This window comes from Sphingomonas dokdonensis, assembly GCF_002197685.1.
GTDB lineage: Bacteria > Pseudomonadota > Alphaproteobacteria > Sphingomonadales > Sphingomonadaceae > Sphingomonas > Sphingomonas dokdonensis.
Map to the genome: position 1 here is coordinate 409,750 of NZ_NBBI01000003.1, position 12,524 is coordinate 422,273.

13 protein-coding genes are annotated in these 12,524 nt (G+C 61.9%); 7 read left to right on the forward strand and 6 right to left on the reverse strand.

Translation table 11 applies throughout. From position 1 onward, the window contains the following. The first annotated feature begins 441 nt into the window (after positions 1–441). The gene (locus tag SPDO_RS10410) at positions 442–1,743 is read left to right on the forward strand and encodes a hypothetical protein (RefSeq protein WP_143559631.1); all 1,302 of its coding nucleotides are present in this window, start codon (positions 442–444) and stop codon (positions 1,741–1,743) included. 537 nt (positions 1,744–2,280) lie between these two features. Here SPDO_RS10410 and SPDO_RS10420 read toward each other — a convergent pair. Further along, on the reverse strand, positions 2,281–2,532 hold the full coding sequence (locus SPDO_RS10420) for a hypothetical protein (protein ID WP_088367393.1): 252 nt from the start codon (positions 2,530–2,532) through the stop codon (positions 2,281–2,283). A 277-nt stretch (positions 2,533–2,809) separates the two neighbouring features. On the opposite strand from SPDO_RS10420, the gene SPDO_RS10425 reads away from it, so the two are divergent. Further along, positions 2,810–3,394, forward strand: coding sequence for a recombinase family protein (locus SPDO_RS10425; RefSeq protein WP_245829372.1), 585 nt, complete (start codon positions 2,810–2,812; stop codon positions 3,392–3,394). A 501-nt stretch (positions 3,395–3,895) separates the two neighbouring features. Here SPDO_RS10425 and SPDO_RS16710 read toward each other — a convergent pair. Beyond that, a complete protein-coding gene (locus SPDO_RS16710) occupies positions 3,896–4,189 on the reverse strand; it encodes a hypothetical protein (RefSeq protein WP_143559632.1) in 294 nt (97 codons plus the stop codon). 79 nt (positions 4,190–4,268) lie between these two features. Further along, positions 4,269–5,279 carry a reverse transcriptase domain-containing protein gene (locus SPDO_RS10430; RefSeq protein WP_158212177.1) on the reverse strand — a complete coding sequence of 337 codons (1,011 nt, stop codon included), beginning with the start codon at positions 5,277–5,279 and terminating at the stop codon, positions 4,269–4,271. A 1,063-nt stretch (positions 5,280–6,342) separates the two neighbouring features. Between SPDO_RS10430 and SPDO_RS16715 the strand changes: the two genes are divergently transcribed. From SPDO_RS16715 to SPDO_RS17370, 4 genes are all read left to right on the forward strand, one after another. Then, complete coding sequence (locus SPDO_RS16715) at positions 6,343–6,585, forward strand: hypothetical protein (protein WP_143559634.1); 243 nt, start codon at positions 6,343–6,345, stop codon at positions 6,583–6,585. Positions 6,586–6,787: 202 nt separating this feature from the next. Further along, the gene (locus SPDO_RS17365; RefSeq protein ID WP_425441952.1) at positions 6,788–7,102 is read left to right on the forward strand and encodes an Arm DNA-binding domain-containing protein; all 315 of its coding nucleotides are present in this window, start codon (positions 6,788–6,790) and stop codon (positions 7,100–7,102) included. Between the two features lie 357 nt (positions 7,103–7,459). Further along, positions 7,460–7,624, forward strand: a complete 165-nt coding sequence (locus SPDO_RS16830; RefSeq protein ID WP_158212178.1) for a hypothetical protein — start codon at positions 7,460–7,462, stop codon at positions 7,622–7,624. Between the two features lie 28 nt (positions 7,625–7,652). Next, positions 7,653–8,186, forward strand: a complete 534-nt coding sequence (locus SPDO_RS17370) for an ATP-binding protein (protein WP_088367398.1) — start codon at positions 7,653–7,655, stop codon at positions 8,184–8,186. A 72-nt stretch (positions 8,187–8,258) separates the two neighbouring features. Here SPDO_RS17370 and SPDO_RS10450 read toward each other — a convergent pair whose 3' ends face one another. The 3 genes from SPDO_RS10450 to SPDO_RS10460 form a co-directional block, all read right to left on the reverse strand. Then, positions 8,259–9,908 carry a Na+/H+ antiporter gene (locus SPDO_RS10450; protein ID WP_088367511.1) on the reverse strand — a complete coding sequence of 550 codons (1,650 nt, stop codon included), beginning with the start codon at positions 9,906–9,908 and terminating at the stop codon, positions 8,259–8,261. Between the two features lie 153 nt (positions 9,909–10,061). Next, a complete protein-coding gene (locus tag SPDO_RS10455; RefSeq protein ID WP_088367399.1) occupies positions 10,062–10,247 on the reverse strand; it encodes a hypothetical protein in 186 nt (61 codons plus the stop codon). Next, on the reverse strand, positions 10,244–11,401 hold the full coding sequence (locus SPDO_RS10460) for a PepSY-associated TM helix domain-containing protein (RefSeq protein ID WP_245829374.1): 1,158 nt from the start codon (positions 11,399–11,401) through the stop codon (positions 10,244–10,246). The genes SPDO_RS10455 and SPDO_RS10460 overlap by 4 nt, the downstream gene beginning before the upstream one ends. A 250-nt stretch (positions 11,402–11,651) precedes the next feature. On the opposite strand from SPDO_RS10460, the gene SPDO_RS10465 reads away from it, so the two are divergent. Then, complete coding sequence (locus SPDO_RS10465) at positions 11,652–12,521, forward strand: SDR family oxidoreductase (protein ID WP_211280046.1); 870 nt, start codon at positions 11,652–11,654, stop codon at positions 12,519–12,521. Positions 12,522–12,524 lie beyond the last annotated feature (3 nt).

Genomic DNA, 12,524 nt, shown 5'->3' on the forward strand with positions numbered 1-12,524 from the left:
GTTTTCCCGCCCTTTGTAGCCTGCAGGCGAGGAGCTGGACATGAAGAAGACGAGGCACACGGGAGGCCTGATTGTCGTTCGGGAACGAAAGGGCGGCCGCCCTTGATGTTCTCCCGCGCCAACGGGCCTCCGGCGGAGGGCTGTGGCGCCAGCAAATCTTGCGGACCAGGTTCGCTTTGCCGAGCGAGCGGAATTCTACCCGAAGTCCATTGGTCGCATCGAAGTCATTGAGGCCATTCAGAGGCTCGCAGCAAACGCGGCCAACATTCCCGTTTAGAAACGGCGATCGGGCCAGAGGCGGCAGGTAAGCGACTCCGGGATCGAAGATAGGATGTCGGCAGTCTTAAATGGGGTCATTGAGCGGCCCCATGACCATTGACCCCACGGGGCTGTCACCCTGAACAGGCTATCGTGCTTATTATCTGCAAGGAGCATGACCCCATGACCGCCAGTGATGGCTGCGGACGCGACGAACTATACGACATCGTCTGGTCGGAGCCGATGATGCATGCCGCAAAGCGCTTCGGCGTATCCGGCAGCTATCGCGCTCGCGTCTGTACCATGTTGAATGTGCCGAGACCGCCACAAGGCTATTGGGCAAAGCTGGCGGTCGACAAGGCTCCACTACCTCCGTCCTTGCCAGAAGCACAGCCCGGTGATCAGCTTACTTGGTCTCGCCAGATGCAATGGCCAACGGTTCAAGCTTCAGCGTCCCGGCCCCGTACGCCAGCTCTACCAACAGCAAAGCGACGCATGCGGATCCCGGCAGGGACCATCCATGGCATGATCAGCGGAGCCCGGCACCATTTCGAAAATGGACAACCAGTCGACAAGCATTCCCATCTCAAACCGCACAAGCGCCTGCTCGTCCACAAGAATGCCTCGGCATCGGGCCTTGAGAAGGCGCTCGGTTTTGCGAATGACCTCTTCAATGCTTTCGAAGCCAAAGGGCACCGGGTGGCTATGGCTCCGCCAGATGAGGAGTTCTGGGGCCTTTCGGCTGATGACCGCGAAGCTGTCGGCCAACTCAAGGAGCGCTGGAGCGCAAAACGCCTGTGGTCCCCTCAGCGTCCGACCGTTGTCTACATTGGATCGGTTGCCATTGGCCTTGCGATCGTAGAGATGTCCGAGAACATCGCCGTGCGATACATCGGCGGCGAGTATATTCCCGAACGCGACTATGTGCCGCCCGAGGCAGGGGAAATCCGCGACAGTTTCATCAGCATAAAAGACATACCATCAGGCCGCCTTCGGCTTATCGCCTACTCGCCCTACCACAGCGTCTTCTGGACCAACCAGTGGCCGGAAATCGGCTCAACCAGCTTGGCATCCAAGATACCCGGCCTCATTCGTGCTGTCGAAGACATGGCCACCGAACTAGTGACCCGCATCGAGGAGGCTCGCCTCCGCGCCGAGATCGCGCACAAGAAACTTCTGGCCGATATGGAAGCTCGCGGTCGGGCTGAGGACAAGAAGCGGATCGAACAGTCCGAGACCGATAGCGCCGCGCAGCTCGAAAAGGTCATCGAGCACTGGAACAGGGCGATGAGCATTCGACGCTTCTTCGATGCTGTAGAAGCCCAGCTTGCTGGCCTCCCGGAAAGCGATGCGCAGGCCGCAAGGCAACGGCTAGAAAACGGTCGGGCGTTATTGCACGGGCAGGATCCCATCGAGGCGCTCCTAACTTGGAGAACCCCGTGCGAGATCTATACGCCTTGCTTTGATAGGATGGAGGACGGGTGACGGCTCCGCGCTATGCGCGTTGCTATAAGGGCGTTACCACGAGCTCTTGAACCAACGGTCGACGAGACGGCAGGTGCATTCTCATTGAGATGCTGTTTTGGCGACGTCGCAATCGGGTGGAAAGCGGACTGGCGACTTTCGGTCACAAAAGCCGATCACCAGCCAATGCTGGACTTTGAAGCCTCAAGTCCCTGTCGATACCAGCGGAGAACGCGGGTCGCGCCAGTGTATATCGCGCAGCCCGCTATGCAGAAGCCGACGCCCATCACTTCGATAAAGGTAAGATCGCCTGTCCTTCGGTCGGGTGAGACTACAAAGTTGCTCATTGCGATGAGGGGTGCCGCCACCGCGAAAAATGCACCGAACATGCGGGAATACCAAAGCAGGAAGAAATAGTGACGTTGCTTCCCGCTTAGCTCGCGCCAACGCCTCAAGCAGACGGCCCCAACCTATTGACTCCTGCTGCTTATTGGATGGGCGAAACGTCCGCGATCAGGAAGCGCAGCTTCCAGTAGGTGCGTCATGTTTTGGGCGTTCTCAGACCTTCTCTTGTTCCAAGGCGCACAGCAGGTCGGCAAGCTGCCGCCTACGTGATGGTGCATACGCTTGGCCTTTGGCACGAACGTCGTCGTCGTCGGCCCAGTAGCTAAGGCCATGCCACGCGTTCCGTTCAGCGCCGCGCAGACGGGCTGGCGTGGCGATTGCCGCATCAAGCTCGTCGTTCGTCACATCGCCGCCGTCGATGACGCGCCGGAGCGTCGCGGGGAGGAAGGTTCGTGCGTCTGTCACAGGGCAGACTGCTACAGGCACGCTGCGCTCGCAATGTTCGCTCTTTAAACGTTTTCGGCCCGGCCGCTTCTGGGGGCGCTACTGGCGTTCATCAGCATCGGGCCGCCGATCGGTGCGGTAAATGTGCCGGTGCTGCAGAGCCGCCTGCTGCACATCAAAAGTTGTAACTTGTGAGTCGCCCTCGAACCCACAATCTCTATGGCTCAGAAGATATTGACCTCTGTTTTGAGACATGTCTAAAAATGACACGATAACTTTTGATCCAAATGGAGAGGTTGTGAGCCGGATCGCCTACTATCGAGTGTCCAGCGAGGGGCAGAGCGTCGAGGCGCAAAGGCAAGCCCTAGGTGACGATATAGAGAAGGAGTTTGTGGACGAAGCGGTGAGCGGCGCGACCTTTGCCGCCGAACGTCCCGGCTTCTCCAAGCTCCTCTCTTATGTGCGCGAAGGCGACACGCTCTGCGTCTATGCGCTCGACCGGCTCGGTCGCGACGCATTAGACGTGCAGTCGGTTGTGCGGCGGCTGCTTGACATGGGCGTCGTGGTGGAGGTGCGCGGGCTCGGCACTATCGGACGTGGCGTCGGCGAGATCATCGTTGCCGTCCTCGCGCAGATCGCCGACATGGAACGCCAGCGGATCAAGGAGCGCTGCGAAGCGGGCCGGGTGGCCGCGCGTGCGTCGATTGCCGCTACCGGGCGCACTCATCGGGGCAAGGTAAGCCTCGGGCGTCCTGCGGCTGCGGATGCGCGCGAGGTGGCTGAGTGGCGGCGGGCAAATAGTGCGTCTCTCCGCCAGACGATGGAACGGTTTGGCATCTCCAAGGCCACCGTTGCTCGCTATTGCTCCTCGCACGCGCCCTAACCTACCCGCTGCAACCGGTTGCAATCCGAGTAACCATCCCTTGCAACGACGTTGCAGCGTAAAGAGGACGTGCGTTCGATCAATTGCTCGCTTTTTGTTCGGGGCATGGTTCAAGCACCTCCCGACCTCACCGATGTTGTAGCCAAAGGCGGTTCGATCCGCGCCTTATGCAAGAGGTGCGGGAGGGTAGCCCTTTTCGCCCCAATGGAGGTGGAACTCTACTGGAGGCGCAAGGGATGGGATTGTAGCTGGCCCGCCTTCGCTCACCATCTCGTGTGCCGGCGACCGGATGGTTGCGGTACGCGGGGGCCACTCGTGTCGTGGTTGGTCACGTCGCCGTCTACTGACGATCCGCCCCCGCCACGTCTCCGGTTTACGCGCTCGGCTTTGCCGAGCGCACCAACTCCGATCGACCTCGCGGAGTGGCGGAGGAGTAAAGCGACAGGCTAGGATCGTTGCAACGGGTTGCAGGGCCTACGAAAACGCTGGCGCATAGCCGACCTACCCAGCGTATGCGGCTTGTTGGCGCGCTTCCTCCCGGCTTTCCAAATGCCTTTGTAGAGTGCCTTGAGCCAGCTTGCCAATAAGCTCTAGGAGCGATCGTGTCTCTGTCACCGTTGCAGAAGCAAAAAACTCTCGAAGCTCGCGCTTCTCTCTCGTTTGCCGACCGTTAGTTTTTGCGGTGAGCGTCGTTCTTACATAGGCTCGACCGGTCTTGCGGTCCACGGTGAGGACGTGGCCGACAAAGTCATGCGGATTTTTCTGGCTGGCGTGAAAGGGAATGGAGGCGATCATAGGAAATCTCCTTGTTGATTGCGTTTCGTCGCCGCTCACGTCCGATGGTGAGCATAGGAGTACGGGTTGAGCGGTAGGGTCAATGTGGTTTGTGGCTGCTCGCCTCTCTCGCAGCCCAGATGAGCGCCCGCACCTCCGCCGATATGTCGGCCATGCCGCTCCACCAGCCCCACGCCGCCTCCTTTCCCCGGACGCGCTGCTCCATCAACTCTAGGTCGTGCTCGTCGGCGGTCAGGATGTCGGCACAGACGTTATCCGCCCACCCGCGAGCGACGGCTTCCGGGATGAATGCGCGAGGCAGACCTGCCTCAACGCAATACCACGTGCCGAGAAACTTGAACTCCGAGGTCACGGACTTGCGCTCGGAGGAAAGATGGAATGGGCCGGCCTCGTGTCGCCCGAAGGCGGCCCGAATAAGCTCCTCCACGACGCCTGCCTCGCCTCGGGGTATCAAGATCCCGAGGTTGTCCGACCAGGTGAACAGGCGGCCCCTGTCGAAGACGGCGTCGCTTCGCAGGATTTCCGCCATCACCATCTCGGCGATAAGCGAGGACAGCGCCGAGCCTTGGGGGATGCCCGCCCCCGACCGGCCATTCTCTTTTCTGGCATCGCCCCTCAGGCGATCGCCCCTCATCTCCTCTGAAGGAACAATGAGCATCTCACCCGTATGAACGAAACGCCGCACGATCCCTCGATCGAGGCCGAGGTGTTTCTCCAGCCAAGCGTGCGAGATCGAGCCGAAGAAGTCTCGGACATCGAACTGGAGGAAGACGTGATCGCCTTTCTCCTCTCCTAGCGCTCGGAGGAGGGCTTCGCGAACCGACGCCGGTCCACGACGACACCCGTTCTGCGCGAGCATGAACTGGCTGTCGTGGAGGCTCACGAATGGGGTCAGGGCGGACTTTAGGACACGCACGCGCGCATCGTCCTCCCAAAAGAAGGTAGTGAGGATGCGCTCGCCGCCATGCGGTTTCGGCCTCTTGAACGTCTGGGCCAAAGCGGGAGCGGAAAACCTGTTTATGCGCGGAAGCGCCGCAAGCACGTCGGCCAGCCGAGCCTGACGAACGGCTTCTCGCTCGCTCACCGACATCACAGTGGACGATCGGTGCCGACGTCGCGCCGCAATCATTAGGGCGTCGAACCGCACAGCGAGCTTGCTGACCATTTGCCAACGTGCGCGTCGCGCGGCCCGGTACCGGCCACGATGCAGCAGCCGAGCAATAGCCCTCTGCTCCCGCGCCACCGTGTCTCTTGCCAAGCGGCGCAAGGCACGTTCATCCGCCCAAGTGATGGCACAAGGGTCTAGGTGCCCGGCTGCTAGATGTCTCATGGGGTTCAACGGCGGGCTCGGCTCTGGCGTCTTCACGAGGCGATCCTTGCGCGACGTTGGAACCAACACTCGGGATTGCACCTGAGTTGTCGCTCGATGCTCCACCGGAGGTGTCCGCGCGCTCACGATCGTGCGCTCCGGGGGGGGCTTAAAGGGGTGAACGGAAGCCAGTGATCCCAACGGAAGCTCTGGCCCATCCGACGCGACGAGGTGATCGCGTCGCGTGCTTCGGCGGCACTCGGAGCTTTGCCTTGAGCTTGAAGAAGCGCCAAGGCGGATAGTTATTTATCGTCAGTAAAATTCATTCTTACAGATAGCTCACGTTTCACGGGAGCCAAGCCTAATAGCCACAAGTTTTACGCCGTAAATAAAAAAGTTTTGCAACCCGGTGCAATTCGGCTTTTGCAGGCATTGATCGATCTTGCCTCACTTTATCAAATATCTAGACTTTGCGCTGCCTACATACGTGGGTCGGACACTATAAAACCAGCAAATGGTTGTTGATAGTGCTTGTTTTTTGAAGATAGGTAGCGCCCTGGATACGGCTGGAGGTGGTATGGAGGTTGGGGATCGGATTGCGTTCTGGGAGTACGGGGACGAAATTGGGCGCTGCGATCCCATATTCCGGCCTGGCGACTTTGGCGTCGTGGTTGCACGCGATGGGGATGCTATCGTGTGTTTGCTTACGGATGATAGCGGAAAGGTCCTGTGGTGGCGGGGAGACACCCTCTTCGCCGAGGAGTTCATTCCACTCGCCTACGCCCCCCCGCATCCCTGTGGAGCGCCTTCCCGTGCCGTATGGCACCATGACGGGAGAGCCGCGATGATCGCCGATCCGCTTTCAACGGTATGGCGCGCGAGAGCGGCGGTGACACGGTCATTCCGGGAGCAGAAGCGCTTTATCCAAGCGGCTTTCTCCCTCATTGTCGCCATGCACAATGGCAAGCCCGACCCGGTCGAAGCCGCGCGCTTACGAAAGCTACTGGACGAGCGCTTAGCGAGCCAACGCCCGACGCGCGGCGTGCTGCAAAAACTGCTGCAAAAGGCGCGAGGAGTATCAGATTAGGTGTTTGATATAGCGGTACAATTTTGTCGAGGGGTAGTCTCCCTCCGTCTCCGCCAACGGTCTGTTTCTGATCATCCGCTGTCATCCGAAAACGCCTAAAGCAATTAGCTTTGTGCCCGGGCTACCGTTCGCTCCTGTCCGTCGACTGGTGTCACCATCCGCCGCAAAGTGGCGGGACGTTGTAGGCGGCGACGGCATGGCAATGCGCAATGCGGTTCAAGTGCGCGCGTTGCGCGAGCCAAGGCGTCACCCGGTAGGCGAGGGGCTGATCCTGTGCATCAAGCCTGGCGGTTCGCGAAGTTGGCTTTATCGAGTGCAGTCTGGTGGGACGCGGCGCGAATACGGGCTAGGGTCTGATCGGGATGTGACGTTGGCAGAGGCGCAGGAGGCGGCGGCCCCTATCCGCAATCAGGCGCGTGCGGGACTAGTTCCGTTGGCAGAACGGCGACGCGCGCGCGAACGGATGCCGACGTTTAGCGAGGCGACGATCGCAGTGCACGCAGAGCGCGTTAGTTAATATGTGGTCCAGCCTCCATTTAACAAGTTGCCAATGCGCGCTAGCGGTGATGCGATTGGAACAGCGGTAGGCTGGAAAGACTACTTCACCGTCGCCATATATTCTCGATCACGCCGCCTATATTGAGCATGGCGTGGCTGAGAGCCTGGTGCTCCCGCTTGGAGGAGTGCGAACATGGTCTTTCGGTCGTCATCCGAGTATTTCGCCGGGCGCGCAGTTGAATGCAGGGCTGCAGTGAAAGGCGCTCCTGACGTTGGAACCGCTTTAGCGAACGCTGACTTGGCGGAGCGGTACGACAGGTACGCTGCAGAGGCACGCCGCCTTGAAGCCGAGGCGATCGGTCCGAAGGATCGTTGAATGGCCTTTGCGCAGCGCTGGACGCAGACCTCGATCAACGATCTTCGCAACGCCTTGGCTCTAGGGCAGTCGACAACGGATGTCGCGACTACGCTGCGCCGTCCTCTTGAGGATGTTCAAGCGATGATAGCGCGGCTGCGCTTGAAGGTGCTGGCCTCCCGCTGAACTCACGGATCACATCACGACAAAGCTTATGCTTTTCGCCAGCCGCGCATGTGGCCGGCTTCGGCGGGGGGCAACGCGGCTGAACCACGGGACGGTCACCGCGCTGGGTGACGCGTCCGATCGCATCCTGGCTGTGGTCGCCACCCACGACCACGTCTGGCGGCAAGATGTAGGCGAGACCTTCGACCTTGCGGAACTGCTGCCGAAGCTATGCCAACAACTCGACGCACAAGCCCCGAGCCATCGAATTCATTGCGATTTCGAGTCCGCGGTCGTGACGACGGCGCCATCGATCGCCCTGTTGGTAACCGAAGCCGTCACGAATTCGATCAGATATGCATATCCGCATGAGAGCGGCGGTCCGATCCAAAACAAGGTTGCCAGCAAAGGCGATCAAGCGACGCTGACGATCAGTGATAACGGGGGATCGGTTTGCCCGCTGACTTCGCGGCGGAGAAGTCGCCGGCGAGCAGCTTGGGCATGCGCCTCATCAAGACATTGTCGGCGTCAGTCGGAAGCGAAGCGGATCTCATCACCGATAACGACACCCCGGTGGTCGTGAGAAACATCTGCCTTCAATCGCTTTGAAGGCGCGACGCGGTCCCGTTCGATAATGGCGAACGCGCGATCGACCTCACACGTTCAGCCGCGTCAATCGTGCATCGGCGAGATCCAACTCGCGTCCGAGCTGGTCGGCCAGCGTCAGGCTGATCTCGCGTTGCTGCGCCAGATCGGAGACCGCCTGCCTTTCGGCGCGCACGGCCGCAAGCCGCAACCTGCGCTCGAGCCAGCTTTCCTGCTCCTGTTTCCATCGATGCTCGTCATCCCCCCGCAGGCTGTCGATGCGCTCGCGATATTGGTCCATGATGCGGGCCGCGATCTCGGTTGATCGGTCGGCATTGCCCATCTCTTCGGCGATCTCGTGCTGCACGCGCTCGATCTCGGCGATAGCGGCCTTTGCCGCCACGATGCGCGCTCGGTCGCGTTGTCCGGTCGCGCCGTCGTCGGATGGCAACTCGAGATCGCGCAGCAAAATGGGGAGGCCGACCGCCGCGATCACCAAGGTCGTCAGGATCACCCCGGACGCGAGCAGGATCACGAGATCACGCGCCGGGAACGGTGCACCGTCCGGCATCGAGAGCGGCAGCGTCAGTGCGCCCGCAAGCGTGATGCCGCCGCGCGCGCCTGCCACCGACATCGCACCAATGATGCGGCGGGGCGGGCTCCCGGTGTTCGCGGTGCCGAGCCGCTTGGCGCGCAACACGGTGAGGTGGAGCGACACCCAGACCCAGACGAACCGCAGCACCGCCAGAGCCGCGACGATCGCCGCGACATAGATGATCAACCACCAGGCACTCGGACGCCCGATCGACAGCGCGGTTTGCTGCGCCATGCTGAAGAAGCCCGGCAATTGCTCGCCCAGCAACACGAAGATGACACCGTTCAGCGTGAATTCGAGCATGTCCCACACCGCCCGCCGCCGGATGCGGGTCGCCGCGCCCACGGTGGCGCCGCTGCTCACGAAGGTCATGGAGATGCCCGAGGCGGCGGCCGCCAGGACGCCCGACGCATGCACATGCTCGGCGGCGAGATAGGCGCCGAACGGGATCAGCAGGCTGACCAGGATGTTGGAGCCGCTATCGTCGCCGAAGCGCCGCGCGAACAAGGCCTTGCCCGTGATGACGAGCCACGTGATCGCGCCCCCGATCGCCACCCCGGCAAGCGCCATCCAGGCAAAGGTCGTCGCCGCGCTGCCGAGCGAAAACGTGCCGCTCAGCGCAGCGGCAATGGCGAACCTGAGGCAGACGAGGCCCGAGGCATCGTTGAGCAACGATTCCCCTTCCAGGATGTGCATCATGCGCTTGGGCACCGGCACCTTCTGCGCCACCGCGCTGACCGCGATCGGATCAGTGGGCGAGACGACCGCAGCAAGGGCAAAGGCCACCGCCACCGGCATGGCTGGGATCAACCAATGAATGAACAAGCCCAGGCCGAGCACCGTCAGGAAGACCAGCCCCAGCGCCAGGCCGAGGATGGCGCCGCCGTCGCGAAACAACTCGTCCTTCGGCATGCGCCAGCCGTCGAGAAAGAGCAGCGGCGGGACGAGCAGCAGGAAGAACAGCTCGGGATCGAGCTCGACGCGCACGCCTGCGAAGACGCCGATCAGTGCGCCCAGGCCGATCTGCACCAACGGACGTGGCAGCGTCGCCGGCAAAATGCGCGCCAGAATACCGCTGACGACTACTGCGAGCAGCAGGAACAAACACAGGGTTACAACGCCCAAATCATACTCCTGATCGATCGGCTGCCGGCGACTGCCGATACAAGGATCCAAGCTACACCATAAGCTGCGTGCATCAGCCAACCGCAGTCAGCGACACGCGGGCGAGCAGTTTCACGGCCGGGGACATCGTCGAGGATCAGTGCGGCAGAAAGATCAGGTGCGGCGGGCACGCATCGCCCAGCAGACGGCGAGAACGGGCGCCGCAAGCCCGAGCCAGGAGATGACGTCGCGCCAGCCATCCCCGGTCAGCGCGACCACCAAAGCGACGCTGCTGAGCACCGCCACAACCAGCGGCACGGCGAAGATCGCCCACAGCCCCTGCCGCTTGCGCCGGGTCATTCGGCCGGCATCACGGCGCCGCCGGTCTCGACTTCGCGGACATGCGCGGCCGGCGAGGCGCGGCGCTTGCCGAGCCAGAGATAGATTCCGCTCACCAGGATCACGATCGTGAACAGGTCGAGAATCGCCCAGAGGATTTTGAGCGGCAGGCCACCGTAATCGCCGAAATGCAGCGGCCGGGAGAGCGAGAGCGACGCATTATACCACGGCATCGCCCGCGCGGCGGTAAAGGCGCCGGTCTCGGCATCGATCAGCGCGGGGGTCAGCAGCCGCTCGGTGAGCGGCGTGTCGCCCTGAAAAAACACCGCATAATGATGGCTCGAGCTGAACTTCCCGCCAGGAAAGCCGATGAACTGCGGATTGTTGCCGGGCAGGGCCTTGCGGGCCTCTGCCATCGCCTTGTCGAGCGAACCGTAGCGCGACGGCGGCAGCGCACCCTTGCCCGCGTATTCGCGGGTCATCGCGGCGAGCTCCCGGCTGCGCCACAGCGTGTTGATCGGTTCCTCCAGCGTGTTGATCACGCCGGTGACGCCGACCACGGCCATCCACGCCAGCGCGACGACGCCAAGCAGGTTATGATAGTCGATCCACTTGAGCCGTGTGCTGCGTGACGTTCTGAGCGTGCCGAACGCAAGCTTGCGCATGAAGGGCGCGTAGAGGATCACACCCGACACCAGCGCGGCGGCGAACAGCACACCCATCGCGCCGAGGAACAGCATGCCCGGCAGTCCCAGGAACATGTCCGTATGGAGCTGGAGCAGGAAATGCATCACGCCTTCGCCGTCGGCTTCCTGGCCTAGCGCCCTGCCGGTCGACCGATCAAAGAACTGGATCGTCATCTGCGATGCGGGCGCATCGGGACGCGGCCCGGTGGTGATCGTCATCGACGGCTGATCGTTGTCGAACGCCATGAACAGCGGCACGTCGCCGGGCCGCGCGGCGAGCGCCTTTCCCATCATCACGTCGAGGGGCAGCAGCCCCGGCGTGGTGCCGGACGATCCGACACCCGGCATGCCGAACTGAGCCGCGCCGCCGCTCAGTCGGTCGATCTCGTCATGGAAGATCAGTGGCAGCCCGGTGACGCAAAGCATCAGCAGGAAGGCCGTGCAGATCAGACTGGTCCATTTGTGGACAAGATACCAGATGCGGATCATGGAAGTGGACAGAGCAACAGCGTTCTTGTGCGAGTGATTATCATTACCGGGTATGATTGGCGCTATTCCGTGTCAATCGAGATTGCGCCAGCAAAGACCATCATCATCAGTTGAGGCTCTTCGCCACGCCGATGATGGTGGTGGAGCAGAACGATGCCCTGTCCGGGCCGCAACGGTTCGGCTGGGCCGGAACAATGCGAGGCGTTGAAAGCGCGAGAGTACCGCCTGCCCCGCCTTTGAAGGTTAAGGGGTGAGGCGCAAAATTTCCGACGCCGCCGGCGGCATCGGTGGCGAAGTGTGCAAGACTCTGTCGGCGGCAAACACCCCGTTCCGGGCAATGTGCCGCAAGCAGGAGCAGGTCGACCGTCTCCAAACTAACGGCATGGACGCGGTGCTCGGCGACTTTGACCGCCCCGAAACGTTATTCGCGGCGATGACCGGCATCGCCACCATGTTCCTGATCACGCCGTCGACCCCCGATCGGTTCGCGCGGGAAGTCGCTGCGATCGATGCGGCCAAGCCCGCGGGGGGCGGGCGAATCGTCAAGAGATCGGCCTCGGACGGTAACGTGCGCTCGCAAGTTCTCTGGGCGCAAACGCACGCACTGATCGATCAACACCTGCGCGCAACCGGCATCGCCTGGACGATCCTGACGCCTACAGCGTTCATGCAGAACTTTCTGTGGTTCAAGGATCCGATCGCGAGGGGGGGCCTGCCCCAGGTCGCCGGCAAAGGCTCGGTTTCTTGGGTCGATACGCGCGACGTCGCGCGCATTGCGGCTACGGTGCTGACAGAAGATGGGCATGAAGGGCCGACCTGCTTTCTGACCGGTCCGGAAACTCTCGACATGGCGGAGGCGACAAGGCGCCTGATCGCCGTGATCGGGCACAAGGTCCGCTACCTCAACCTGCCGACACCCGCATTCCGCGCCATCCTGCGCCTGACCGGCAATTCACGCTGGATCGCGAAGGGATTGATCAGCCAGTTTGCCGACGTCGTGGCCGGCCATCACGACATCGACCCGACCTTCGAGATCGAGCGGCTTACCGACAAGCCGCCACACGGCTTCGTCGACTTCGTCCGCGATCACCTCCGGCAGTTCGCCAAAGCTGCCGCCTGAACG

Coding starts and splice junctions, on each gene's coding strand:
- SPDO_RS16830 (WP_158212178.1), top strand. CDS start 7,460: ATGGCCTTTGCGCAGCGCTGGACGCAGACCTCGATCAACGATCTTCGC.
- SPDO_RS10455 (WP_088367399.1), bottom strand. CDS start 10,247: ATGACCCGGCGCAAGCGGCAGGGGCTGTGGGCGATCTTCGCCGTGCCG.
- SPDO_RS16715 (WP_143559634.1), top strand. CDS start 6,343: ATGATCGCCGATCCGCTTTCAACGGTATGGCGCGCGAGAGCGGCGGTG.
- SPDO_RS10430 (WP_158212177.1), bottom strand. CDS start 5,279: ATGTCGGTGAGCGAGCGAGAAGCCGTTCGTCAGGCTCGGCTGGCCGAC.
- SPDO_RS10410 (WP_143559631.1), top strand. CDS start 442: ATGACCGCCAGTGATGGCTGCGGACGCGACGAACTATACGACATCGTC.
- SPDO_RS10460 (WP_245829374.1), bottom strand. CDS start 11,401: ATGATCCGCATCTGGTATCTTGTCCACAAATGGACCAGTCTGATCTGC.
- SPDO_RS17365 (WP_425441952.1), top strand. CDS start 6,788: ATGCGCAATGCGGTTCAAGTGCGCGCGTTGCGCGAGCCAAGGCGTCAC.
- SPDO_RS16710 (WP_143559632.1), bottom strand. CDS start 4,189: ATGATCGCCTCCATTCCCTTTCACGCCAGCCAGAAAAATCCGCATGAC.
- SPDO_RS17370 (WP_088367398.1), top strand. CDS start 7,653: ATGCTTTTCGCCAGCCGCGCATGTGGCCGGCTTCGGCGGGGGGCAACG.